The organism is Streptococcus infantis (assembly GCF_000960085.1).
Taxonomy (GTDB): domain Bacteria; phylum Bacillota; class Bacilli; order Lactobacillales; family Streptococcaceae; genus Streptococcus; species Streptococcus infantis_C.
This window is the reverse complement of sequence record NZ_JYGT01000007.1, coordinates 233,286-256,287: the sequence shown is the minus strand read 5'-3', so window position 1 is coordinate 256,287 and position 23,002 is coordinate 233,286. Positions and strand designations below refer to the sequence as shown.

General features: G+C 40.9%; 23 protein-coding genes, 1 pseudogene and 1 riboswitch. Of the genes and pseudogenes, 17 read left to right on the top strand and 7 right to left on the bottom strand.

The features are described from left to right. The first annotated feature begins 66 nt into the window (after nucleotides 1-66). From gndA to tig, 11 genes are all read left to right on the top strand, one after another. Nucleotides 67-1,491 carry an NADP-dependent phosphogluconate dehydrogenase gene (gene gndA, locus TZ94_RS03945; protein WP_045614364.1) on the top strand — a complete coding sequence of 475 codons (1,425 nt, stop codon included), beginning with the start codon at nucleotides 67-69 and terminating at the stop codon, nucleotides 1,489-1,491. 11 nt (nucleotides 1,492-1,502) lie between these two features. Beyond that, entirely contained in the window at nucleotides 1,503-2,192 is a 690-nt protein-coding gene (locus TZ94_RS03940; RefSeq protein ID WP_045614362.1) for a response regulator transcription factor, read from the top strand. Nucleotides 2,193-2,287: 95 nt separating this feature from the next. Continuing rightward, a complete protein-coding gene (locus TZ94_RS03935; RefSeq protein WP_045614359.1) occupies nucleotides 2,288-3,205 on the top strand; it encodes an N-acetylmuramoyl-L-alanine amidase family protein in 918 nt (305 codons plus the stop codon). Between the two features lie 122 nt (nucleotides 3,206-3,327). Beyond that, nucleotides 3,328-4,206 carry a mevalonate kinase gene (mvk, locus tag TZ94_RS03930; protein WP_045614356.1) on the top strand — a complete coding sequence of 293 codons (879 nt, stop codon included), beginning with the start codon at nucleotides 3,328-3,330 and terminating at the stop codon, nucleotides 4,204-4,206. Further along, nucleotides 4,188-5,141, top strand: a complete 954-nt coding sequence (gene mvaD, locus TZ94_RS03925) for a diphosphomevalonate decarboxylase (RefSeq protein ID WP_045614352.1) — start codon at nucleotides 4,188-4,190, stop codon at nucleotides 5,139-5,141. Before mvk ends, mvaD begins: the two co-directional genes overlap by 19 nt. After that, entirely contained in the window at nucleotides 5,128-6,141 is a 1,014-nt protein-coding gene (locus tag TZ94_RS03920) for a phosphomevalonate kinase (RefSeq protein ID WP_045614350.1), read from the top strand. The genes mvaD and TZ94_RS03920 overlap by 14 nt, the downstream gene beginning before the upstream one ends. After that, entirely contained in the window at nucleotides 6,119-7,120 is a 1,002-nt protein-coding gene (gene fni, locus TZ94_RS03915) for a type 2 isopentenyl-diphosphate Delta-isomerase (protein WP_045614347.1), read from the top strand. Before TZ94_RS03920 ends, fni begins: the two co-directional genes overlap by 23 nt. 94 nt (nucleotides 7,121-7,214) lie before the next feature. Next, on the top strand, nucleotides 7,215-7,913 hold the full coding sequence (gene liaF, locus TZ94_RS03910; RefSeq protein ID WP_045614345.1) for a cell wall-active antibiotics response protein LiaF: 699 nt from the start codon (nucleotides 7,215-7,217) through the stop codon (nucleotides 7,911-7,913). Next, a complete protein-coding gene (locus tag TZ94_RS03905; protein WP_045614342.1) occupies nucleotides 7,910-8,908 on the top strand; it encodes a sensor histidine kinase in 999 nt (332 codons plus the stop codon). Before liaF ends, TZ94_RS03905 begins: the two co-directional genes overlap by 4 nt. A gap of 11 nt (nucleotides 8,909-8,919) precedes the next feature. Then, nucleotides 8,920-9,552, top strand: coding sequence for a response regulator transcription factor (locus TZ94_RS03900; protein WP_045614339.1), 633 nt, complete (start codon nucleotides 8,920-8,922; stop codon nucleotides 9,550-9,552). A gap of 112 nt (nucleotides 9,553-9,664) precedes the next feature. Further along, complete coding sequence (gene tig, locus TZ94_RS03895) at nucleotides 9,665-10,948, top strand: trigger factor (RefSeq protein WP_045614335.1); 1,284 nt, start codon at nucleotides 9,665-9,667, stop codon at nucleotides 10,946-10,948. A 47-nt stretch (nucleotides 10,949-10,995) separates the two neighbouring features. Here tig and recD2 read toward each other — a convergent pair whose 3' ends face one another. The 3 genes from recD2 to rnhC all read right to left on the bottom strand — a co-directional run bounded on the left by recD2 (nucleotide 10,996) and on the right by rnhC (nucleotide 14,950). Next, nucleotides 10,996-13,362 (bottom strand): SF1B family DNA helicase RecD2, encoded by a 2,367-nt coding sequence (gene recD2 / locus TZ94_RS03890; RefSeq protein ID WP_045614332.1) that lies wholly within the window; start codon nucleotides 13,360-13,362, stop codon nucleotides 10,996-10,998. Between the two features lie 88 nt (nucleotides 13,363-13,450). Then, nucleotides 13,451-14,065, bottom strand: coding sequence for a signal peptidase I (gene lepB, locus TZ94_RS03885; protein WP_045614329.1), 615 nt, complete (start codon nucleotides 14,063-14,065; stop codon nucleotides 13,451-13,453). Nucleotides 14,066-14,068: 3 nt separating this feature from the next. Then, complete coding sequence (rnhC, locus tag TZ94_RS03880; protein ID WP_045614326.1) at nucleotides 14,069-14,950, bottom strand: ribonuclease HIII; 882 nt, start codon at nucleotides 14,948-14,950, stop codon at nucleotides 14,069-14,071. Between the two features lie 86 nt (nucleotides 14,951-15,036). On the opposite strand from rnhC, the gene zapA reads away from it, so the two are divergent. The 6 genes and pseudogenes from zapA (at nucleotide 15,037) to TZ94_RS03855 (ending at nucleotide 21,119) form a co-directional block, all read left to right on the top strand. After that, nucleotides 15,037-15,339 carry a cell division protein ZapA gene (gene zapA / locus TZ94_RS03875; protein WP_004252047.1) on the top strand — a complete coding sequence of 101 codons (303 nt, stop codon included), beginning with the start codon at nucleotides 15,037-15,039 and terminating at the stop codon, nucleotides 15,337-15,339. Then, the gene (locus TZ94_RS03870; protein ID WP_045614323.1) at nucleotides 15,336-15,884 is read left to right on the top strand and encodes a CvpA family protein; all 549 of its coding nucleotides are present in this window, start codon (nucleotides 15,336-15,338) and stop codon (nucleotides 15,882-15,884) included. The genes zapA and TZ94_RS03870 overlap by 4 nt, the downstream gene beginning before the upstream one ends. Before the next feature lie 108 nt (nucleotides 15,885-15,992). Beyond that, entirely contained in the window at nucleotides 15,993-18,329 is a 2,337-nt protein-coding gene (locus TZ94_RS03865) for an endonuclease MutS2 (RefSeq protein WP_045614319.1), read from the top strand. A 147-nt stretch (nucleotides 18,330-18,476) separates the two neighbouring features. Continuing rightward, nucleotides 18,477-18,565: riboswitch (glycine riboswitch) on the top strand. Between the two features lie 90 nt (nucleotides 18,566-18,655). Then, entirely contained in the window at nucleotides 18,656-19,981 is a 1,326-nt protein-coding gene (locus TZ94_RS03860) for an alanine/glycine:cation symporter family protein (RefSeq protein ID WP_045614316.1), read from the top strand. 10 nt (nucleotides 19,982-19,991) lie between these two features. Continuing rightward, nucleotides 19,992-20,120 (top strand): annotated as a pseudogene (locus TZ94_RS09485) (carboxymuconolactone decarboxylase family protein); the annotation flags it as partial. 102 nt (nucleotides 20,121-20,222) lie between these two features. Next, a complete protein-coding gene (locus TZ94_RS03855; protein ID WP_045614312.1) occupies nucleotides 20,223-21,119 on the top strand; it encodes a TDT family transporter in 897 nt (298 codons plus the stop codon). Between the two features lie 74 nt (nucleotides 21,120-21,193). Here the strand turns inward: TZ94_RS03855 and TZ94_RS03850 are convergent, their stop codons facing one another. Genes TZ94_RS03850 through TZ94_RS03835 form a run of 4 tightly spaced genes read right to left on the bottom strand, consistent with a single transcriptional unit; the run spans nucleotide 21,194 to nucleotide 22,993 of the window. Next, complete coding sequence (locus TZ94_RS03850) at nucleotides 21,194-21,733, bottom strand: DUF3278 domain-containing protein (RefSeq protein WP_045614310.1); 540 nt, start codon at nucleotides 21,731-21,733, stop codon at nucleotides 21,194-21,196. Between the two features lie 12 nt (nucleotides 21,734-21,745). Continuing rightward, entirely contained in the window at nucleotides 21,746-22,087 is a 342-nt protein-coding gene (locus tag TZ94_RS10010; protein ID WP_045614308.1) for a hypothetical protein, read from the bottom strand. Nucleotides 22,088-22,097: 10 nt separating this feature from the next. Continuing rightward, entirely contained in the window at nucleotides 22,098-22,640 is a 543-nt protein-coding gene (locus tag TZ94_RS03840) for a DUF3278 domain-containing protein (protein WP_045614305.1), read from the bottom strand. 26 nt (nucleotides 22,641-22,666) lie between these two features. Then, complete coding sequence (locus TZ94_RS03835; RefSeq protein WP_045614302.1) at nucleotides 22,667-22,993, bottom strand: hypothetical protein; 327 nt, start codon at nucleotides 22,991-22,993, stop codon at nucleotides 22,667-22,669. Between the last annotated feature and the right edge of the window lie 9 nt (nucleotides 22,994-23,002).

The window sequence follows — 23,002 nt, the reverse complement described above, 5'->3', positions numbered from 1 at the left end:
ATAAAATTCTTTCTTTTCACAGATAAACATGATAAAATAAAACATATTAAATAAGAGGAGTGTCACATGACAAAAGCAAACTTTGGTGTTGTTGGTATGGCCGTAATGGGTCGTAACCTTGCCCTTAATATTGAATCTCGTGGTTATACAGTTGCGATTTATAACCGTAGTAAAGAAAAAACAGAAGATGTTGTTGCTTGCCATCCTGAAAAGAACTTTGTGCCAAGCTATGATATCGAAAGCTTCGTAAACTCAATCGAAAAACCACGTCGTATCATGCTCATGGTTCAAGCAGGACCTGGTACAGATGCGACCATCCAAGCCCTTCTTCCACACTTGGATAAAGGCGATATCTTGATTGACGGAGGAAACACGTTCTACAAAGATACTATCCGTCGTAACGAAGAGTTAGCGAACTCTGGTATCAACTTCATCGGTACAGGTGTTTCTGGTGGTGAAAAGGGTGCCCTTGAAGGTCCTTCTATCATGCCTGGTGGACAAAAAGAAGCTTATGAATTAGTGGCTGATGTTCTTGAAGAAATCTCTGCAAAAGCTCCAGAAGATGGTAAACCTTGTGTAACTTACATCGGTCCTGATGGAGCTGGTCACTATGTAAAAATGGTTCACAATGGGATCGAGTACGGTGATATGCAATTGATCGCAGAAAGCTACGATCTTATGCAACACTTGCTTGGTCTTTCTGCAGAAGACATGGCTGAAATCTTTACTGAGTGGAACAAGGGTGAATTGGACAGCTACTTGATTGAAATTACAGCTGATATCCTTGGACGCAAAGACGACGAAGGCCAAGACGGACCAATCGTAGACTATATCTTGGATGCTGCAGGAAACAAAGGAACTGGTAAATGGACTAGCCAATCAGCTCTTGACCTTGGTGTGCCATTGTCACTCATTACTGAGTCAGTATTTGCGCGCTACATTTCAACTTATAAAGAAGAACGTGTACACGCTAGCAAGGTGCTTCCAAAACCAGCAGCTTTCAAATTTGAAGGAGACAAGGCTGAGTTGATTGAAAAAATCCGTCAAGCCCTTTACTTCTCAAAAATCATCTCTTACGCACAAGGTTTTGCCCAATTGCGTGTAGCTTCTAAAGAAAACAACTGGAACTTGCCATTTGCGGACATCGCATCTATCTGGCGCGATGGATGTATCATCCGTTCTCGTTTCTTGCAAAAGATCACAGATGCTTACAACCGTGATGCAGATCTTGCTAACCTTCTTTTGGATGAGTACTTCTTGGATGTAACAGCTAAGTACCAACAATCAGTTCGTGATATCGTAGCTCTTGCTGTTCAAGCAGGTGTACCAGTACCAACCTTCTCAGCGGCAATTACATACTTCGATAGCTACCGTTCAGCTGATCTTCCAGCGAACTTGATCCAAGCACAGCGTGATTACTTTGGTGCCCACACATACCAACGTAAAGACAAAGAAGGAACATTCCACTACTCTTGGTATGACGAAAAATAAGTAGGTCAGCCATGGGGAAACGGATTTTATTACTTGAGAAAGAAAGAAATCTAGCTCATTTTTTAAGTCTGGAACTCCAAAAAGAGCAATACCGAGTTGATCAGGTAGAAGAGGGACAAAAAGCCCTCTCCATGGCTCTTCAGACAGACTATGACTTGATTTTACTGAATGCTCATCTAGGGGATATGACAGCCCAGGATTTTGCAGATAAGTTGAGTCGGACCAAGCCAGCTTCGGTTATCATGGTCTTGGACCATCGAGAAGAATTGCAAGATCAAGTTGAAACAATCCAGCGTTTCGCTGTTTCATATATCTACAAGCCAGTCATTATCGATGATTTGGTGGCTCGTATTGCAGCAATTTTCCGAGGTCGGGACTTTATCGACCAACACTGTAGTCAGATGAAGGTTCCAACATCCTATCGCAATCTGCGTATGGACGTAGAACATCATACCGTCTATCGTGGCGAGGAGATGATTGCCCTGACTCGTCGTGAATATGACCTTTTGGCTACCCTTATGGGAAGCAAGAAGGTTTTAACTCGTGAGCAGTTGCTGGAAAGTGTTTGGAAGTATGAAAGTGCGACCGAAACCAATATCGTGGATGTTTATATCCGTTATCTACGTAGCAAACTTGACGTAAAAGGTCAAAAGAGCTACATTAAAACCGTGCGTGGTGTGGGTTATACCATGCAAGAATAGAAAAGCAGTTGCAGTTATGTAACTGCTTTTTTTGAACTTATTATATATTGACATATAGTCTTGTCTTTGCTACAATCATTTTGGAGGAAACAAGAATGAAATTTTTGAAAAAAATGATGCAAGTTGGACTAGCGCTATTCTTTTTCGGCCTGTTAACTACAAGTACAGTATTTGCGGATACTACAGGTGGACAGTTTGTTGATAAGAACAATAGAAAATATTATATAAAAGATGACCATAAAGCAATCTATTGGCATAAAATAGACGGCAAAACCTACTATTTTGGTGATAGAGGAGAAATGGTTATCGGTTGGCAATACATAGAAATTCCTGGGACAGGTTACCGAGATAATTTGTTAGATAACCAACCAGTTAATGAAATCGGCCTTCAACACAAGTGGTACTATTTTGGACAAGATGGGGTCCTACAAGAATTTTTCGGCTGGCAACAATTAGAGGCTAAGGATTCGTTAAATGTTGGCAAAAAACATGGTGAAGGCTTTGAAGGCCCAGAAGTTCTTAAATTAGCAAACTATTACTTTGACCAAGACCATTCTTTAAAAACAGGTTGGCTTTACGATCAGTCTAACTGGTATTACCTAGCAAAAACAGGTTCTTCAGGAAAAGACTACCTTGGTGGAGAAAGACGTGCTGGTTGGATCAACGACAATTCAACTTGGTACTATCTTGATCCAACAACTGCTGCAATGCAAACTGGTTGGCAGTACTTAGGTAATAAATGGTATTATCTCCGTTCATCAGGAGCTATGGCGACAGGCTGGTATCTAGATGGTTCAACTTGGTATTACCTAGATGCTCAAAACGGTGATATGAAAACTGGCTGGATTTATGTCGATAATACTTGGTATTACCTCCGTTCATCAGGAGCTATGGTGACAGGTTGGTTCCAAGTTAATGGTAAATGGTACTATGCTTATAGTTCAGGTGCCTTAGCTGTGAATACCACTGTAGGTGGCTACTACGTCAACTACAATGGTGAGTGGGTACAATAATGAAAACAAGCGATTGTGAAGGAAACAATCGCTTTTTTTGTGAAAATATAATAAAATAGAAAGGAATAAAGTTCTAAAATTTTATCTAGAAACAGATGATATTCATCTGATAGTAGGATTAAATGACAAAAGAAGTTGGTGTCGGTCAGGCACATAGTAAAATTATTTTAATAGGAGAGCATGCGGTGGTTTATGGCTACCCAGCCATCTCTTTACCTCTTTTAGAGGTTGAAGTGACTTGTCGTGTGGTTCCAGCAGCGACACCATGGCGTCTTTTTGAAGAGGATACCTTGTCCATGGCAGTTTATGCTTCTCTTGAGTATCTAAATATCAAAGATGCTTGCATTCGTTGTCAAATTGACTCGGCTATTCCTGAAAAGCGGGGGATGGGTTCTTCAGCAGCCATTAGCATTGCAGCCATTCGAGCGGTATTTGATTATTACCAAGCGGAACTTCCACATGACGTGTTAGAGATTTTGGTCAATCGGGCGGAGATGATTGCCCATATGAATCCTAGTGGTTTGGATGCCAAGACTTGCCTAAGTGACCAACCTATTCGTTTTATCAAGAATGTAGGTTTTGAAGAATTAGCCATGGATTTATCAGCTTATCTGGTCATTGCAGATACTGGAGTTTATGGACATACTCGTGAAGCTATCCAAGTCGTGCAGAGCAAGGGCAAGGATGCCTTACCTTTCTTTCATGCACTAGGAGAGTTGACCCAAGAAGCAGAAGAAGCAATAAAAACAAAAGATGCTGTGAAGCTGGGAGAAATTCTAACCAAAGCTCATGGAAATCTAAAAGAAATCGGAGTTAGTAGCCCTGAGGCAGATGCCTTGGTTGAAACTGCCCTTGAACATGGAGCTCTAGGAGCCAAGATGAGTGGTGGTGGTCTAGGAGGTTGCATCATTGCCTTGGTTGCTAATGTAAAACAAGCGCAAGAACTCGCGGAAAGATTAGAAGAGAAAGGAGCTGTTCAGACATGGATCGAAAGCCTGTAACAGTACGTTCCTATGCCAATATTGCTATTATCAAATATTGGGGTAAGAAAAAAGAAAAAGAGATGGTTCCTGCGACTAGCAGTATCTCTCTGACTTTAGAAAATATGTACACGGAGACGACACTTTCTCCATTACCAGTAGATGCAACCGCTGATTCCTTTTACATCAATGGTCAATTGCAAAATGAAGCTGAACATAAAAAAATGAGTAAAATTATTGATCGCTACCGTCCTGAAGGAGCAGGTTTTGTTCGTATCGATACCAAGAACAATATGCCAACAGCGGCAGGTCTTTCTTCAAGTTCTAGTGGTTTGTCTGCTCTAGTCAAAGCCTGCAATGCTTACTTCCAATTAGGGCTAGATCGTAAAGAATTAGCTTTGGAAGCTAAGTTCGCATCTGGTTCTTCATCTCGTAGTTTTTATGGTCCCTTAGCAGCTTGGGATAAGGATAGTGGAGAAATCTATCCTGTCGAAACTGACTTGAAGCTAGCTATGATTATGTTGGTCTTGGAAGACCAGAAAAAACCAATCTCTAGTCGAGATGGCATGAAACTCTGTGTGGAAACCTCGACGACTTTTGATGAGTGGATTCGTCAATCTGAACAAGACTACAAGGATATGTTGGTCTACCTAAAGGAAAACGACTTTAAAAAAGTTGGGGAATTAACAGAGAAGAATGCTCTAGCTATGCATGCGACGACAAAGACAGCAAATCCGCCGTTCTCTTATCTGACAGATGCGAGTTATGAGGCTATGGATTTTGTTCGTCAGCTTAGAGAACAAGGAGAATCTTGTTACTTCACCATGGATGCGGGGCCTAATGTAAAGGTTCTTTGTTTAGAAAAAGACTTGGAACATCTATCAGAACTCTTAGGTCAACGCTATCGCTTAATCGTTTCAAAGACAAAGGATTTGAGCCAAGATGACGATTGTTAAAACTTGTGGGAAGCTCTACTGGGCTGGTGAGTATGCCATTTTAGAACCAGGACAGTTGGCACTAATAAAAGCTATTCCCATCTATATGACAGCTGAGATTGAGTCCTCAGAAGTTTATCGACTCTACTCAGATATGTTTACTTATAGTGTAGATATGCGCCCAGATTCTTCCTATGCCTTGATCCAAGAAACAGTTGCCTTGGTGGAGGACTATCTGACTGCCCAAGGAGTTGACTTGCAGCCTTTTTCCCTAGATATTCGTGGGAAAATGGAGCGTCAGGGCAAGAAGTTTGGTCTGGGTTCTAGTGGTAGCGTCGTTGTATTGGTTATCAAGGCCATGCTTGCTTTCTATGATAGACCAGCTGAAAGAGACCTCTTATTTAAACTGGCTAGTGCTGTACTTCTTAAACGTGGGGACAATGGTTCTATGGGAGATATTGCCTGTATCGCTTCAGAAGACCTAGTCCTCTATCAGTCGTTTAATCGAGAAACAGTAGCACAATGGCTAGAGAAAGAAGACTTGCCAACTGTATTAGCACGTGATTGGGGCTTTTCTATTAGAAATGTTGAACCGACCTTGAAATTTGATTTTATGGTTGGTTGGACCAAGGAAGTAGCTGTGTCTAGCCATATGGTCAAGCAAATCAAGGATAATATGAACTCTAGCTTTTTACAGGCTTCAAAAGAAACAGTAACTAACTTGGTAAAGGCTTTGCAGATGGGGCAAGAAGAAACCGTTATTGACTTGCTAGAACAAGCCAGCCAACTTTTAGAAGGCTTGAGTTCAGATATTTACACGCCTTCGCTCAGACAATTAAAAGATGCCAGCAGAGACTTGAAAGCTGTTGCTAAAAGTAGTGGCGCCGGTGGTGGAGATTGCGGCATTGCCCTTAGTTTTGACCAAGATTCGACCACATTACTGAAAAAACGCTGGGCTGATCTAGGGATTGAGCTCTTATATCAAGAAAGGATAGGACATGACGACGAATCGGAAGGATGAGCACATCCGCTATGCCCTTGAACAAAAAAGTTCTTATAATAGTTTTGATGAGGTGGAGTTAATCCACTCCTCACTACCCTTATATGACTTAGATGAGATTGATCTTTCGACAGAATTTGCAGGGCGCAAATGGGACTTTCCTTTTTATATAAATGCCATGACAGGCGGTAGTGACAAGGGCAGAGAAATCAATCAAAAGTTGGCTCAGGTGGCAGAGGCCTGTGGAATTTTATTTGTGACGGGTTCTTACAGTGCGGCACTTAAGGATCCATCGGATGACTCTTTCTCTGTCAAGTCAAATCATCCTGACCTCCTCTTTGGAACCAATATTGGCTTAGACAAGCCTGTTGAATTGGGGATACAGACGGTAAAAGAGATGAATCCCCTCCTCTTGCAAATCCATGTTAATGTTATGCAGGAATTACTCATGCCAGAAGGTGAGCGTCAATTTAGATTGTGGCAAAGTAATCTGAAAGATTATGCTGAACAAATCTCTGTGCCCCTTGTTTTAAAAGAGGTCGGCTTTGGCATGGATGTAAAGACCATTGCTAAGGCGTACGAAATGGGGATACGTACAGTTGATTTGTCTGGCCGTGGGGGAACTAGTTTTGCCTATATCGAAAATCGTCGTAGCGGTCAACGGGACTACCTCAATGATTGGGGGCAATCGACCATGCAGGCTCTTATCAATGCCCAAGACTGGAAAGATAAGATGGAGCTTCTGGTAAGTGGAGGGGTTCGCAATCCACTAGATATTATCAAATGCTTGGTCTTTGGAGCAAAGGCAGTTGGGCTATCACGCACCATGTTAGAGTTGGTCGAAAACTACCCAGTAGATGCCGTTATCTCTATTGTTGAAGGTTGGAAGGAAGACCTACGCTTGATTATGTGTGCTCTTAATTGTTCAAAAATTGAGGATTTACAAGAGGTCGACTATCTCCTGTATGGAAAATTAAAAGAAGCAAAAGACCAAATGTGAGGAGGTCGGGATTTTGGTCCCGATCTCTTTATCATTCCTCAGACTGATGTGACTTTTTGGTTTTGTGATACAATAAAATAGAGAGGACGGATACATGCGAAAATTTCAAATTTTTCTATTTATTGAAGCTTGTTTATTGACAGGAGCTCTGATTATGATGGTATCAGAGCATTTTTCCCGTTTTCTGCTGATCTTGCTCTTGTTTTTACTGCTGATTCGATACTATACTGGAAGACAGGGTAATAACTTCATATTAGTGGCAGTGAGCATCCTATTTTTCTTTATCATCATGCTCAATCCTTTTGTCATTTTAGCCATCTTTGTGGCCTTGATATACAGCCTGTTCTTGCTTTATCCTATGATGAATCAGGAAAGAGAAGACACCAATCTGATTTTTGAAGAAGTAGTGACGGTGAAGAGGGAGAAAAATCGCTGGTTTGGGAACCTCCACCATTTTTCAAGTTACCAGACTTGTCGCTTTGATGATATCAACCTTTTTCGTCTCATGGGGAAGGATACCATTCATCTAGAGCACGTGATTTTGAGCAATCATGATAATGTCATCATCTTGAGAAAACTGGTCGGTACGACTAGAATTATCGTACCAGTGGATGTAGAAGTCAGCCTCAGTGTCAATTCTCTGTACGGAGATTTAACCTTCTTTGACCAGCCTAAACGTGCTTTACGTAATGAGCAATTTCATCAAGAAACCAGAGATTATCTCAAGAGTCCCAAGAGTGTGAAGATTCTTTTGACAACCATGGTTGGAGATGTTGAGGTGGTGAGAGGATGAAAAAGCAACCCTATATTTTAATTGGACTCACCTCATTTCTCTTTGTTGCCTTTCTATTTCGAAGCATTTTTAAGGTTCTGGATTTAGAGTGGAGCTCTCTCTTTCAGGATCTAGAAAAGACAGAAAAAATCGTGTTTCTGACTTTGATGTTTAGTTTTGCCCTAGCCTTTTTGTTTGTCCTATTCTGGACAATGGTTGATGAAATTTCTAAAAGAAGAATACAAGCAAATCTCAAATGTTTGCTAGCTGGTAAAGAGATTAAAAGTCTGGGAGATGCAGATTTAGATGCAAGTTTTAAAAACTTGTCAGGAAAGCTTGGTTTGTTGACAGAAGCTATCCAAAAAGCAGACAATCAGGCCTTGGTCAAAGAAGAAGAAATTGTTGAAAAGGAGCGCAAGCGAATCGCGCGTGACTTGCATGATACGGTCAGCCAAGAAATTTTTGCTGCCCATATGATTTTATCAGGCCTCAGTCAACAAGCTTCCAAAATAGACAGAGAGAAGATACAAACACAACTCCAAAGTGTCACAGCTATTTTGGAAACTGCCCAACGAGACTTGCGTATTCTACTATTGCATTTGCGTCCTATTGAACTGGAACAAAAGAGTTTGGTGGAGGGGATTCAGGTACTCCTCAAAGAGCTAGAAGAAAAAAGTGATTTGAAGGTAAGCTTTAAAAATCAGGTAACGACATTACCTAAAAAGATAGAAGAGCATATTTTCCGTATTGTCCAAGAATTGATCAGTAATACCCTTAGGCATGCGCAGGCTTCTTGTCTGGATGTTTACCTTTATCAAACCGAAACCGAGTTACAATTGAAGGTGACAGACAATGGTCGTGGTTTTCAGCTAAATGATGGAGACGAACTGAGCTATGGTTTACGAAATATCAAAGAACGAGTGGAAGATATGGCAGGGACTATACAACTATTAACAGCACCTAAGCAAGGTTTGGCTGTTGATATCCGTATTCCCTTGCTTGATTTGGATAAATAAGAGGAAGTAAGATGAAACTATTATTGGTAGATGACCACCAAATGGTGCGTCTTGGTTTGAAAAGTTATTTTGAATTACAAGATGATGTAGAGGTTGTGGGAGAAGCGACCAATGGCGCAGAAGGAATTTCTATGGCCTTGGAGCTTCGTCCGGATGTGATTGTCATGGATATTGTCATGCCTGAAGTCAATGGAATTGACGCTACCCTAGCTATCCTCAAAGAATGGCCAGAGGCTAAAATCTTGATTGTGACTTCTTACCTAGACAATGAAAAAATAATGCCGGTTCTGAATGCTGGAGCTAGGGGCTATATGCTCAAGACTTCTAGTGCGGATGAATTGCTGCATGCTGTTCGTAAGGTAGCAGCTGGTGAATTTGCTATTGAACAAGAGGTGAGCAAGAAGGTGGAATACAACCGTAATCACGTCGAACTACATGAAGATCTGACAGCTCGTGAACGGGATGTCCTTCAGCTAATCGCTAAGGGCTATGAAAATCAGCGAATTGCGGATGAGCTTTTTATCTCCCTAAAGACTGTTAAAACACATGTTTCGAATATTCTGGCTAAACTTCAGGTTAGTGACCGTACACAGGTAGCTGTTTACGCCTTTCAGCATCACCTGGTAGCTCCTGACGAATTTTAAGGAAGCTAAGATGTAACTCAAGCATGGATGAAAAGCGCATCCATTACTTGAAAAAATTCGCTACTATATGGTATAATGGACTGTATTAAAAATTTTAAGGAGAAATGACAGAATGTCTGTATCATTTGAAAACAAAGAAACAAACCGTGGTGTCTTGACTTTCACTATCTCTCAAGACCAAATCAAACCAGAATTGGACCGTGTATTTAACTCAGTAAAGAAAACTCTTAACGTTCCAGGTTTCCGTAAAGGTCACCTTCCACGTCCTATCTTCGACCAAAAATTTGGTGAAGAAGCCCTTTACCAAGATGCAATGAACGCTCTTTTGCCAGACGCTTATGAAGCAGCTGTAAAAGAAGCTGGACTTGAAGTAGTTGCTCAACCAAAAATTGACGTAACTTCTATGGAAAAAGGTCAAGACTGGGTTATCACTGCAGAAGTTGTTACAAAACCTGAAGTTAAATTGGGTGAATACAAAAACCTTGAAGTATCAGTTGATGTAGATAAAGAAGTAACTGACGCTGATGTAGATGCACGTATCGAACGTGAACGCAACAACTTGGCAGAATTGGTAATCAAAGATGGTGCTGCTGAAGACGGCGACACTGTTGTTATCGACTTCGTTGGTTCTATCGACGGTGTTGAATTTGACGGCGGAAAAGGCGAAAACTTCTCACTTGGACTTGGTTCAGGACAATTCATCCCTGGTTTCGAAGACCAATTAGTTGGACATTCAGCTGGTGAAACTGTTGACGTTATCGTAACATTCCCAGAAGACTACCAAGCAGAAGACCTTGCAGGTAAAGAAGCTAAATTCGTAACAACTATCCACGAAGTTAAAGCTAAAGAAGTCCCAGCTCTTGACGATGAACTTGCAAAAGATATCGACGAAGAAGTTGAAACTCTCGACGAATTGAAAGAAAAATACCGTAAAGAATTAGCTGCTGCTAAAGAAGAAGCTTACACTGATGCCGTTGAAGGTGCAGCAATCGATAAAGCAGTTGAAAACGCTGAAATCGTAGAACTTCCAGAAGAAATGATTCATGAAGAAGTTCACCGCTCAGTAAATGAATTCCTTGGCAACTTGCAACGTCAAGGTATCAACCCTGACATGTACTTCCAAATCACTGGGACTACTCAAGAAGACCTTCACAAACAATATGAAGCAGAGGCTGAGTCACGTACGAAGACTAACCTTGTTATCGAAGCTGTTGCGAAAGCTGAAGGATTCGACGCTACTGAAGAAGAAATCCAAAAAGAAATCGAGCAATTGGCTGCAGATTACAATATGGAAGTTGCTCAAGTACAAAGCTTGCTTTCAGCTGACATGTTGAAACACGATATCACAATCAAAAAAGCTGTTGAATTGATTACAAGCACTGCAACAGTAAAATAATCTAAAAAGATAAAAAGCCCACCGGATTCGGTGGGCTTTCTTGTGCTTTATTTTCCGAAAAATTCTTGAAGGTCATCCTGGCTAATTCCAATCATTGCTGGAATACTGGTCCAGTTGTCCTCGGTTAGAATGTAGGATTGCTGAGAATCAGTCTGCTTAGAGGTTTCAAGAATAGGCTCATTTACTTCTTCAGAGCTTTTAGTTAAGTCGCTGAAACGTTCAATTAAATAGGTCTTGCGAGCTGTTCCGATGTGCTTGGTTGCATAGTCAAAGGCCTGTAGTTCACCAAGTAGGATGAGTTTGCTTTTGGCGCGAGTGATAGCAGTGTAGATGAGATTTCGCTCCAGCATGCGCTTGCTAGCACTGGTAATTGGTAAAATAACAACTGGAAACTCACTCCCCTGTGACTTATGGATACTCATAGCATAGGCCAGACGAATTTTGTACCATTCATTTCGAGGATAGGAAACCTCGTTGCCATCAAAATCGATGATAATTTCATCTTGCTTAGATTCAGTGTATTTTCCAGGAATCAGGTCAGTAATATAGCCTAAATCTCCATTAAAGACATTGATTTCAGCATCGTTGACTAGATGAATGACCTTATCGCCTGTGCGATAATGAAACTGACTTGCTTCAAAACTAATTTGTCCCTTTTGAAGAGGATTGAGCAGTTCTTGCATGAGTTGATTGATGGCATCAATTCCTGCTGTACCACGATACATAGGCGCTAGAACTTGGATATCACGAGCAGGAATGCCACTTCTAATAGCAGCATCTAGGATTTTTTCAATGGTCGCAGGGATATGGTTGCTGGCGATTTCAAAGTAGGAACGATCTGCTTTTTTCTGAGTGAAATCTGCAGGCAAGGTGCCCTGTCTAATCTGACTAGCGAGAGTGACAATGGTTGATTCTTCGCTCTGACGGTAGATTCTTTCCAAGCGTGTTTGAGGAATGCTTGGAATTTGGAGTAAGTCAGCCAAGACTTGACCAGGACTAACCGATGGCAACTGGTCACTATCGCCTACGATGAGAATTTTACTATTAGAGGAGATGTTGGAGAAGAGTTGGTTGGCTAGCCAGGTATCCACCATAGAGAACTCGTCTACGATGATAAAATCAGCATCTAGATAATCTTCCAAATGACTGGTATCGTCGTCTCCAGTCATCCCCAAATGGCGGTGAATCGTTGCACTTGGCAAGCCTGTCAACTCATTCATACGACGAGCCGCGCGACCAGTTGGAGCAGCTAGGAGAATCGGTAGACTACTTTTCTTTCTAAGGTCGAGCCCCTCTAATAGGGCGTAAACACCAATAATCCCATTGATAACAGTGGTTTTACCCGTACCAGGTCCACCTGTCAGGATAAAGACCTTGTTTTGGATAGCGTCGCAGATTGCCTGCTTTTGAATAGTATCGTATTGAATGCCTAATTCTTCCTCAACCGTAGCAATATGCTCTTGGATGATTTCTGTTTTTTGTTTATTACTTTCTTCCTTTTCAAGGATACGAATGAGGTGATTATGGATCCCTTCTTCAGCGAAAAAGAGACTGTTATCAAAGATTTTCGTATCAACCTGTTGAACTTTTTCTTCTTCAATGAGATTGGATAATTCTTGTGCAAGTTGACTGGGTTCTAATTCAACAGGACGTGAGGATTCAAGTAGGGTTAGAGTCTTTTCTAATAGATCTCTGGCTTCAACATAAGTATCCCCGCTTTCCATACAGGCGTTTAAAAGACTATGAACGAGCCCTGCTCGGAAACGTTCTGGAGCCTGACTCTCAATCCCCAATTCCTGTGCCAATTGGTCAGCAATAGTAAAGCCCAAGCCCTTGATATCTTCTACCAACTGATAAGGATAATTTTCAACGATATCGATGGTTTCCTCTTTATAGGTATCCTGGATTTGAATAGCTAATTTATTGGGAATGCCGTAGTTAGCAAGCTTGGCCAAGACCATTTCTGTTCCGTAGTTGAGGCGCAGAGTGGAAACGAAGGCTTCACGACTTTTAGAAGATAGTCCTGAGATGGTTTCGAGTTTCTCAGGATGCTCTAGGATTTCATCAATGGTATTTTCTCCATAGAGTTCCACAATCTTTTGGGCAGTTTTGAGCCCAATCCCTTTGAAATGACTGCTGGAGAAATACTTAACTAAGCCCTTGCTAGTCGGTTTTGCTCTTTCATAACGGGTAATTTGTAGCTGCTCTCCGTATTTGGAGTGTTGGACAATCTGCCCCCAAAAAGTGTATTCTTCTCCCTCGATGACATCAGCCATGGTCCCTGTAACAATGATTTCGAAATCATCAAAGTCCTCAGCATCGGTATCCTCGATATCTAAGAGGAGAATACGATAAAAATTACTGACATTTTCAAAAATAATACGTTCAATCGTACCTGTAAAATAGACTTCCATATAATTCCTTTACAATCATGAATAAAACCATATCATTCATAATAGAATGAGAAGAGGCTGAGATTAGTATTCTCGGCCTCTTAGTATTTTAGACTGTTCCGATACGTTTGAGTGGCCAAAAACGGAATTTAGCCTCCCCGATGATATCTTTTGCTTTAAAAGTACCAACATGTCGACTATCACTAGATACTAGACGGTCATCACCCAGTAGGAGATACTCTCCCTCTGGAACAGTGTAGGTAAAGCTTGTATTGGAATTAGAATCTAGGGTAAAGGCCTGGGCCTTCTGAGCTAAAGCTCTAAAGTATTCTCCCTTTCTTCCATCCCAACCATCTCCAGTATAGGTAGATTGGAGTTTGTCCTCTTTAAATCGTTTGAGGTATTCTGCCAGATATGGTTCATCAGTTTCTTGACCATTGATATAAAGTTTGTCGTTTTCAAAACGTACGGTATCACCTGGTGTACCGACAACACGCTTAACGATATCCTTGTTTCCATCATCCTCATGGGCAACTACGATATCGAAGCGATTGATAGGGAGGTGTTTGACAACAAAGAGGATTTCTCCATCAGCTAGAGTAGGGTCCATTGAGTGTCCTTCTACACGCACATTACTCCAGAGAAAGAGACGACTAAGCCCTACTAGTGCGATAAGTAGAATAATAACTCCCCATTCTTTTAAAAAATTTATAATATATTTCATAATTTACCTTTCTAGCATTTTTTTTGCTTTTTCAGTATTTTTAAAGTGTAGTTTGGCGCAGAAGTTGAGTCCCTGCATACCATAAGCACGAAGGACTTGGCTAGCTATCTTGTCAGAAGCCGTTCCAGCCCCGCTTGGAAGTTGAAATCCAAGTTCTCGTCCTAGGTTTTCAAGATTTTCTAGAAAGAGGTCACGCGCGAGGATGGAGCTAACAGCTACAGCCAAGTATTTACTTTCAGCTTTTTCCTCAAGTGTAACAGGATTTTCGAAATGATTGGCTTCATTTTTTAGATACTTATCATAGTTTTGAGCACTCGTAAAGGCATCAATAACAATCTTTTCTGGTTGAACTCCCTTTTGAAGGAGGAGAAAAATTGCTTGATTATGAAGAGCTACCTTGACAGAAACAGCATTGTAGCGCTCACCAATGACTTCGTTATACTTACTTGGAGAAAGTAGTAGTGCCTGATGTTGGATTTTTTCCTTCAAAATGGGAGCTATCTGACGGATTTTTGAATCTGTCAGTGTTTTGGAATCCCCTACACCGAGTTTTCGTAAATAGTCATGCTGGTCAGGAGTTACAAAGGATGCCACTACAGCTAGACCACCGAAGTAGGAACCATTTCCGACTTCATCTGTTCCGATTAAGGGGAAATTTTGTCCGCTAACAACTTGCGCTACCTGATAACCAAATAAGCTAGCATAGTTTTCAGCAGATTCACCTTGCAAGAGAACTTTTCCAGATGTATAAATGGAAACACTGGCTTGGGGAAGCTTGAAAAAGTAGCGAATATAAGGATTTTTACTTGGAGCGAGGGTTTGTTCATGCTTTTGAACAAAAGCTTGAATTTCCTTTTCACTCGGAGTCAATGTGATACTTGCCATAGTCTCTATTGTACCATAAAAGCAGTAGAATTGGTTAAAACTGACAAACTTAGTGAAATTTGGTATAATATCGTGAGGTGAATTTTATGGCAAATTTAAATCGATTCAAGTTTACATTTGGGAAAAAAACATTAACGCTGACAACTGAACATGACAATCTTTTTATGGAGGAGATTGCTAAGGTTGCGACGGAAAAATATGAAGCAATCAAAGAACAAATGCCTGGAGCTGATGATGAGACAGTAGCTATCCTTTTAGCAGTTAACTGCCTATCTACTCAGCTTAGCCGTGAGATTGAGTTCGATGACAAGGAGCAAGAATTAGAATCGCTCCGTTATAAGGTGGTTGCGGCTAAACAAGAACAGAGCAAGATTGAGGACTCTCTATGATTTCCATCCTACTCTTAATAATCCTTGCTTGGAGCTTTTATATTGGCTATCGCAGAGGAATCGTATTACAAGCTTTTTATCTTGTAGCGACGATTGTTTCCGCTTATTTAGCAAGCAAGTCTTACCAGTCTTTAGGGCAGAAGTTCAATTTACTAATCCCTTATGCTAATCCACAGGAAGGACAGGGAACATTCTTTTTCCCATCCAATCAACTTTTCCAATTGGATAAGGTCTTTTATGCAGGTATCGGTTTCCTCTTGGTCTTTACAGCCTTTTACTGCATCGGTCGCTTTATTGGTCTTTTTGTAAACCTAGTGCCAACTAAGATACTTGATGGGAAATACTACCGTATCGGTGCGGGTGTTCTATCTGTTGGAGTGACTTTATTTGTCCTTCAGATGATGCTAACCATCCTCGCGACTGTTCCATTACAAATTGTTCAAAATTCACTTGAAAATAGCTTTGTAGCTAGACATATCATCCAAAGCATTCCATTCACAACCAGTTTGATTAAGCAGCTTTGGATTACTAAAATAATCGGATAAAAAGGGCGGGAACTATTCCTAGCCTTTTGTTTACAATTTCAAAAGTAAGAGATTGATTAAAAAAAGTTAAAAACAAGAAAAGCCATAACTTTTGACTAAGGAAATAAGATGAATACAAAAATACTAGAAACGTTAGAATTTAACAAGGTCAAAGCTCTATTTGAGCCTCATCTTTTGACGGAGCAGGGACTAGAGCAGTTAAAAGAACTTACTCCAACGGATAAAGGTGACAAGATAAAACAAGCTTTTGCAGAGATGAAGGAGATGCAGGAGCTTTTTGTCGAACATCCTCATTTCAGCATTTCGGTGACAAAAGATATTGCAGCGACCTGCAAACGTTTGGAGATGGGTGCTGACCTTAATATTGAAGAATTTCTCCTTCTCAAACGTGTTATATTTTCCAGTCGTGAATTGAAAAACTTCTATGACAATCTTGAAAATGTACGCTTGGATCACTTAGCAAATTGGTTTGAGAAATTTCATGATTTCCCACATCTACAGGGCAATCTCCAAGCCATCAACGAGGCTGGATTTATTGAGAATTTTGCAAGTGAAGAACTAGCACGAATCCGCCGTAAAATCCATGACAGTGAGAGCCAGGTTCGTGATGTCTTGCAAGACCTTCTCAAGCAGAAGGCGCAGATGTTGACAGAAGGGATTGTCGCTAGTAGAAATGGTCGCCAAGTTCTTCCAGTTAAAAATACCTATCGGAATAAGATTGCTGGGGTCGTTCACGATATTTCTGCCAGTGGGAACACAGTTTATATTGAACCTCGTGAAGTAGTTAAGTTAAGTGAGGAAATAGCTAGTCTTCGTGCAGATGAACGCTATGAGATGATGCGTATCCTCCAAGAACTCTCTGAACGAGTAAGACCGCATGCGGCTGAAATTGCCAATGATGCCTGGATTATTGGACGTTTGGATTTGATTCGCGCTAAGGTACGCTTTATCCAAGAAACTGGAGCAGTGGTACCTCAAGTCTCTGAGGAACAGGAAATCCAACTCCTCCATGTTCGCCATCCTTTGGTTAAGAATGCTGTCGCAAATGATGTGCACTTTGGGAAGGATTTGACAGCTATCGTCATCACTGGTCCTAATACTGGTGGTAAGACCATTATGCTCAAGACCTTAGGATTGACGCAAGTCATGGCCCAGTCTGGTTTGCCTATCCTAGCTGATAAAGGCAGTCGTGTAGGGATTTTTGAAGAAATTTTTGCAGATATCGGAGATGAACAGTCCATTGAGCAAAGCCTCTCAACTTTCTCTAGTCACATGACCAATATCGTTGATATTCTTGGTAAGGTCAACCAAAACTCCCTCTTGCTACTAGATGAGCTTGGAGCAGGTACGGATCCCCAAGAAGGGGCTGCTCTTGCCATGTCAATCCTAGAAGATTTACGCTTGCGTCAGGTCAAGACCATGGCAACCACTCACTATCCTGAACTTAAAGCCTATGGTATTGAAACGACCTATGTTCAAAATGCCAGTATGGAATTTGATACAGCTAGCTTGCGCCCAACCTATCGCTTTATGCAAGGCGTACCAGGTCGAAGCAATGCCTTTGAGATTGCCAAACGTCTAGGCTTGTCGGATGTCATTGTAGGTGACGCTAGTAAGCAAATTGACCAAGACAATGATGTCAATCGCATCATTGAGCAATTAGAAGAGCAGACACTTGAAAGCCACAAACGTCTTGAAAATATCCGCCAAGTTGAACAAGAAAACCTCAAGATGAATCGCGCACTTAAAAAACTTTACAATGAGCTTAATCGTGAGAAGGAAACAGAACTCAATAAGGCGCGTGAGCAAGCTGCTGAGATTGTTGAATTGGCTCTGGCAGAAAGTGATGTTATTCTAAAAAATCTTCATAGCAAATCTCAACTAAAACCACATGAGATTATCGAAGCCAAGGCTAAGCTCAAAAAATTAGCTCCTGAAAAAGTTGACCTTTCTAAAAATAAGGTCCTACAAAAAGCCAAGAAAAAACGAGCTCCAAAAGTTGGAGATGATATTATCGTTTTAAGCTATGGTCAACGGGGCACCTTGACCAATCAACTCAAGGATGGACGTTGGGAAGCACAGGTTGGCTTGATTAAGATGACGCTTGAAGAAAAAGAATTTGACTTGGTTCAAGCTAAGCAAGAAGCGCCAGTCAAGAAGAAACAAGTCAACGTCGTCAAACGTGCAGCAGGCAAAGGTCCACAGGCTCGACTAGACCTTCGTGGCAAACGCTACGAGGAAGCCATGGAAGCCTTAGACGCCTTTATCGACCAAGCTCTGCTCAACAATATGGCCCAAGTAGATATCATCCATGGTATCGGTACGGGAGTCATCCGTGAAGGTGTAACTAAGTACCTCCAAAGAAATAAACAGGTCAAGAGCTTTGGCTATGCACCGCAAAATGCAGGTGGAAGTGGAGCTACCATCGTAACCTTTAAAGGTTAGAATATTATTTTCAGAAAATTATAAGAAAATTTTCTGAAAGCAATTGACAAGGACAGTTTTTTCTTGTAAAATAAGTAAAAATCAAATACAACACCGAATGAAGTTTAATAGAAGTGGAAAGTCCTTTGACCTTCCATGACTGTAAATGGACGGAACTCTGGAGAGACCGTAAAGGCACCGAAGGGGCAAGGCAGGCAACTGCTCAAACTCTCAGGTAAAAGGACAGAGCAATGATAGAGCGCTTTTTGGCATTTATCGATGCATTCCAGAGTACATGTTAGTAAACATGTGCTCTTTCTTTTGGGTTGAATAGATAGGAGAATGGTATGTTAAGTTTGCTAAAAGAGCTGGATGCTCTGGTATGGGGCCCACCCCTTTTGATTTTATTGGTTGGTACAGGGATTTACTTGACTCTTCGTTTAGGGCTTTTACAAATCTTGCGTCTCCCTAAGGCCTTCCAGCTTATTTTTACCAAGGATAAAGGACATGGTGATGTTTCGAGCTTTGCTGCCTTGTGTACAGCCCTAGCAGCAACTGTTGGTACAGGAAATATTATCGGGGTTGCAACAGCTATCAAGGTCGGTGGCCCAGGAGCCCTCTTTTGGATGTGGATGGCTGCTTTCTTTGGAATGGCAACCAAGTATGCTGAAGGACTACTTGCTATCAAATACCGGACCAAGGATGACCATGGTGCGGTAGCAGGAGGACCGATGCACTATATCCTTCTAGGGATGGGCGAAAAGTGGCGCCCCCTTGCAATCTTCTTTGCTGTAGCTGGAGTATTGGTTGCACTTTTGGGAATCGGTACTTTTACTCAGGTGAATTCCATTACAGAATCCGTTCAAAATACGGCTAGTATTGATCCGACAATTACTGCACTTGTTTTATCTATTTTCGTAGGGATCGCAGTCTTTGGTGGACTCAAGTCCATTTCTAAGGTATCAACTACAGTTGTTCCTTTTATGGCTATTATCTATATCTTGGGAACCTTGACAGTTATTTTCTTTAATATCGATAAAGTACCGGCAACACTTTCACTGGTTCTCACATCAGCTTTTAGTCCCATAGCTGCAGTGGGAGGATTTGCAGGAGCTAGTGTTCGGATGGCTATTCAAAATGGTGTGGCGCGTGGGGTCTTCTCAAACGAGTCTGGCTTGGGTTCAGCTCCGATTGCGGCTGCAGCAGCCAAAACAAATGAACCGGTGGAGCAAGGTTTGATTTCCATGACAGGAACCTTTATTGATACCTTGATTATCTGTACTTTGACTGGTCTGACAATCTTGGTGACTGGAGTTTGGAATGGCAATTTGGATGGGGTTGCTCTGACTCAATCTGCTTTTTCTACAGTATTTTCTTTCTTTGGACCTGCTCTTCTAACAATCTTCTTGGTGCTTTTTGCCTTTACAACGATTTTGGGATGGAATTATTATGGAGAGCGTTGCTTTGAGTTTCTATTTGGTGTTCGTTTTATCTGGCTTTATCGAGTGGTCTTTGTACTCATGGTCTTGCTGGGAGGATTTATCGAGCTGGATATGGTCTGGGTCATTGCGGATATTGTTAATGCCCTCATGGCTCTACCAAACTTGATTGCTATCTTGGCCTTATCACCAGTCATTATCGCTGAGACCAAGAAGTATTTTGATAAATCATAAAACCTTAATTCTTTTTGTTGCTTATACACAAGATAATGCCTTAGATGTTGTTCTTGGTGTCAGTTTGGCAACTCTCTGTAACTATGCCAATAATCTTGCTAATACGCTGATTAACCCAGAGTTACAACCTTATGCCTAAGAATAGAAAAAATGGAGTCTGAACTTTTCAGACTCCATTTTTGTATGCTTTTTTAATGGTTTTTATGCTATACTGATAATAACATGACTATTGGAGGTTCACATGAAAAAACTCCCCTTGGCCTTTTCAGGGTGCTTATTGGGATTGGCTGGAGCAGGCAATCTCATCCTGGATATTTTTCCACTATTATCCCACGTCTTTAGTTTGTCAGGCTTGATTTTATGGTTTTATTTTTTATACAGTCATCTTAGTGATTGGCAAGAAAGCCAGCAAGAACTTAAGAAAGCTCCTCTATTATCGGGAATGGCGACCTTTCCCATGGCAGGGATGATTTTATCGACCTATTTGTTGCGAATTCTACCAGTTAGCTTGAACTTCATTGCGCAGGTTCTCTGGTGGTTTGCCTTTCTACTAGATGTAGGCTTAATCATCTACTTTACTATCAATTACGTACAAGTTAAACCAAGGACGAGCGCAACGCCAAGTTGGACGGTTCTTTATGTGGGAATCGCAGTGGCAAGCTTGACTTACCCAGTAGTAGGGATAGTTGGTATTGCATACGGAGCTTGGATTTTTGGTTTTATCTTAACCCTTATTCTGTATCCTCTCATTTATCAAGATTTGAAAAGAAATCCATTGCCGCTGCCTTTACTAGGGCAAGAAGGGATCTATTGTGCTCCATTTTCTCTCCTGTTGGCATCACTGGTTCGGATAGGAGGCCCAGGTCTTCCTAGCTGGGTTTTACTGGCCATGATTCCTGCATCACAGGCTTTCTTTTTCTTTGTTCTTAGTCGCTTACCGAGAATTCTAAAACAGGGATTTCAACCAGCCTTTTCAGCCCTGACTTTCCCAACCATCATCACGGCAACTTCCTTGAAAATGGCCCAGGGCATTCTGCAGTTTCCGGTCCTCAACTTCCTCGTTTGGTTAGAAACTATCATTTGTTTAACAATCCTTGTCTACGTATTAGTCGAATATGTGAGATATTTAAGAAACTAGCAGCCCCCCTAGCACGGAGACGTGTTAGGGGTGATTCTATCTTGAACGTGTAAATCAATTAGTTCAGCTTTCTCCTACTGTTCTTCATGTTCGGATAAAAAACAATAAGTCATAGTCCCAAAGACGGCTCCAATACTAATACCAAAGATCAGTAAGGGGATCATTATCTCTGTTTGAATGATTTTTTCCAAGAATGTTGAAAAGGGCATCTGCTGAACGAAGAGTTTATGAAAGAGAAGCAGGGTAAATAAGCCAATCTCAATACTTATAAATACCAACCAACTACGAACTTTTATTTGGTGTTTGCTATAAGTTTTGTAGATGATTTCTGATTTATCATCCTTTTCAAGATGAAGCTCTTTGACGGCTCTTTGAGCTTTTATACTCATGAACCAAATGAGTCCAAAATAGATGTAAGGCATAACCGATCGAACAATTTCTATAAAGCGTCCAAACAGAATATAGAACAGGAAGAGAAAGAAGGAAGAGTAAAAGATTAGGACCATGGAACGGGCGCAAGCCTTGTAGATAATCTCTTGTCGGCATTCATCAAAGGGTCCTTGGATATGAAAGAAATTTCGAACTAAGCGAGTGGTTAAGTCTTCTTTTTTCATGGTAGTGACCTCTTAATAACCTTCTTTTTGTTTAACTTCTTTAAAGAGTTGATAGAGAGTATAGAAATAGACCAAACTAAAAATGATACAGATAGTTAGAAATAGGAGATATCTCCAATCCATAGAATTCGTTAACAGTTGTGGAAAAGATATAAGGATAAAGCAGAGTGATGCGTTTAGGAGGCGTATTTTTTTTGATTTGATTTTCTGAAATCTTTGTCCTTTGTTCAAGACAGGAAGGGCTAAGAGGAAAATGATTAGAAAAGGGCGCGTAATTTGGCCATAAACTAGGAAAACTGTCATAAAGATACTGACCAAAATATGGCTGAGAATTAAAGTTTGTAGTGATTTCATAAGTTTCCTCCTAATCGATGTCTTGATCTTCTCTTGCTTTTTGAATACGAAAAGTGATGACAATATGCACTGTTAACCCGAAAAAGAAGGCTGCAACGATGGTTGACAAGATACTTCTTGTATTCAAGAGATCGGTAAGATAGCTTTTGCTATCATCCATTAGGATATTGAGAAGTGGCATCCCAAAGAACATGGCTATTCCATAGACCAGACCAGCTTTAAGTCCAGGATTACGTAACTGTTTCTTTTCCTTCTGGCTCAACATATCAGGATCGATAGCAGCAATACCAGTTTTTTTAGTTTGAGTAGTGACATAAAAAGCACAAACCAAGGAAACCAGAAAAATAATGATTGGATATCCGAAAGCGACCATTTGGGGATATTTATAAGCAAGAACAAAGGGAATGAGATTTCCTAAAGTCATGAGGTAAAAGAGAATCATAAAGACTTTATTCCCAATGTGGTCAGCCTCACGTCGTTTGTGTTCATCAAGTGGCCCTGAAATGCCATAGATACGTTTGATTAGTTTTTCATAGAGGGATTCTTTTTTCATGGGTGATTTCTCCTAAATGAACGATGTTATTTTGTTTCTTTTACGAATTGATAGAGATAATAAAGATAAGTAATAGAAGAAAGGATAGCGATAGTTAGCAATAAATAAAATTTCCAATCGTTTGAAATAACCGTCAGTTGTGGTAAGGATAGAATCATAAAGAATAGTGCTAAGTTGAGTATGCGCGTTTTTTGAGAGTCGATCTTTAGGTAAGTCAATCCTTTGTTGAGTGCTGGAACAAAGACTGGAAGGAGGACTATATCGTAGATTGGCAAGTTCCCTGAAACGATGATGAAGATGAGCAGTGAAGCAAACAAAAGATGATAGGTAAGTAAAGTTACTAGTGATTTCATAGGGCACCT

What these genes read in the sequence shown, in the direction of transcription:
- TZ94_RS03840 (WP_045614305.1), bottom strand. Translation starts at nt 22,640, where the DNA reads ATGAAAAAAGAATCCCTCTATGAAAAACTAATCAAACGTATCTATGGC.
- rnhC (WP_045614326.1), bottom strand. Translation starts at nt 14,950, where the DNA reads ATGGCAAGTATCACATTGACTCCGAGTGAAAAGGAAATTCAAGCTTTT.
- TZ94_RS10010 (WP_045614308.1), bottom strand. Translation starts at nt 22,087, where the DNA reads ATGAAATCACTACAAACTTTAATTCTCAGCCATATTTTGGTCAGTATC.
- TZ94_RS03855 (WP_045614312.1), top strand. Translation starts at nt 20,223, where the DNA reads ATGAAAAAACTCCCCTTGGCCTTTTCAGGGTGCTTATTGGGATTGGCT.
- TZ94_RS03900 (WP_045614339.1), top strand. Translation starts at nt 8,920, where the DNA reads ATGAAACTATTATTGGTAGATGACCACCAAATGGTGCGTCTTGGTTTG.
- fni (WP_045614347.1), top strand. Translation starts at nt 6,119, where the DNA reads ATGACGACGAATCGGAAGGATGAGCACATCCGCTATGCCCTTGAACAA.
- TZ94_RS03870 (WP_045614323.1), top strand. Translation starts at nt 15,336, where the DNA reads ATGATTTCCATCCTACTCTTAATAATCCTTGCTTGGAGCTTTTATATT.
- tig (WP_045614335.1), top strand. Translation starts at nt 9,665, where the DNA reads ATGTCTGTATCATTTGAAAACAAAGAAACAAACCGTGGTGTCTTGACT.
- liaF (WP_045614345.1), top strand. Translation starts at nt 7,215, where the DNA reads ATGCGAAAATTTCAAATTTTTCTATTTATTGAAGCTTGTTTATTGACA.
- TZ94_RS03865 (WP_045614319.1), top strand. Translation starts at nt 15,993, where the DNA reads ATGAATACAAAAATACTAGAAACGTTAGAATTTAACAAGGTCAAAGCT.
- recD2 (WP_045614332.1), bottom strand. Translation starts at nt 13,362, where the DNA reads ATGGAAGTCTATTTTACAGGTACGATTGAACGTATTATTTTTGAAAAT.
- TZ94_RS03850 (WP_045614310.1), bottom strand. Translation starts at nt 21,733, where the DNA reads ATGAAAAAAGAAGACTTAACCACTCGCTTAGTTCGAAATTTCTTTCAT.
- zapA (WP_004252047.1), top strand. Translation starts at nt 15,037, where the DNA reads ATGGCAAATTTAAATCGATTCAAGTTTACATTTGGGAAAAAAACATTA.
- TZ94_RS03860 (WP_045614316.1), top strand. Translation starts at nt 18,656, where the DNA reads ATGTTAAGTTTGCTAAAAGAGCTGGATGCTCTGGTATGGGGCCCACCC.
- mvk (WP_045614356.1), top strand. Translation starts at nt 3,328, where the DNA reads ATGACAAAAGAAGTTGGTGTCGGTCAGGCACATAGTAAAATTATTTTA.
- mvaD (WP_045614352.1), top strand. Translation starts at nt 4,188, where the DNA reads ATGGATCGAAAGCCTGTAACAGTACGTTCCTATGCCAATATTGCTATT.
- TZ94_RS03935 (WP_045614359.1), top strand. Translation starts at nt 2,288, where the DNA reads ATGAAATTTTTGAAAAAAATGATGCAAGTTGGACTAGCGCTATTCTTT.
- TZ94_RS03940 (WP_045614362.1), top strand. Translation starts at nt 1,503, where the DNA reads ATGGGGAAACGGATTTTATTACTTGAGAAAGAAAGAAATCTAGCTCAT.
- TZ94_RS03905 (WP_045614342.1), top strand. Translation starts at nt 7,910, where the DNA reads ATGAAAAAGCAACCCTATATTTTAATTGGACTCACCTCATTTCTCTTT.
- lepB (WP_045614329.1), bottom strand. Translation starts at nt 14,065, where the DNA reads ATGAAATATATTATAAATTTTTTAAAAGAATGGGGAGTTATTATTCTA.
- TZ94_RS03835 (WP_045614302.1), bottom strand. Translation starts at nt 22,993, where the DNA reads ATGAAATCACTAGTAACTTTACTTACCTATCATCTTTTGTTTGCTTCA.
- TZ94_RS03920 (WP_045614350.1), top strand. Translation starts at nt 5,128, where the DNA reads ATGACGATTGTTAAAACTTGTGGGAAGCTCTACTGGGCTGGTGAGTAT.
- gndA (WP_045614364.1), top strand. Translation starts at nt 67, where the DNA reads ATGACAAAAGCAAACTTTGGTGTTGTTGGTATGGCCGTAATGGGTCGT.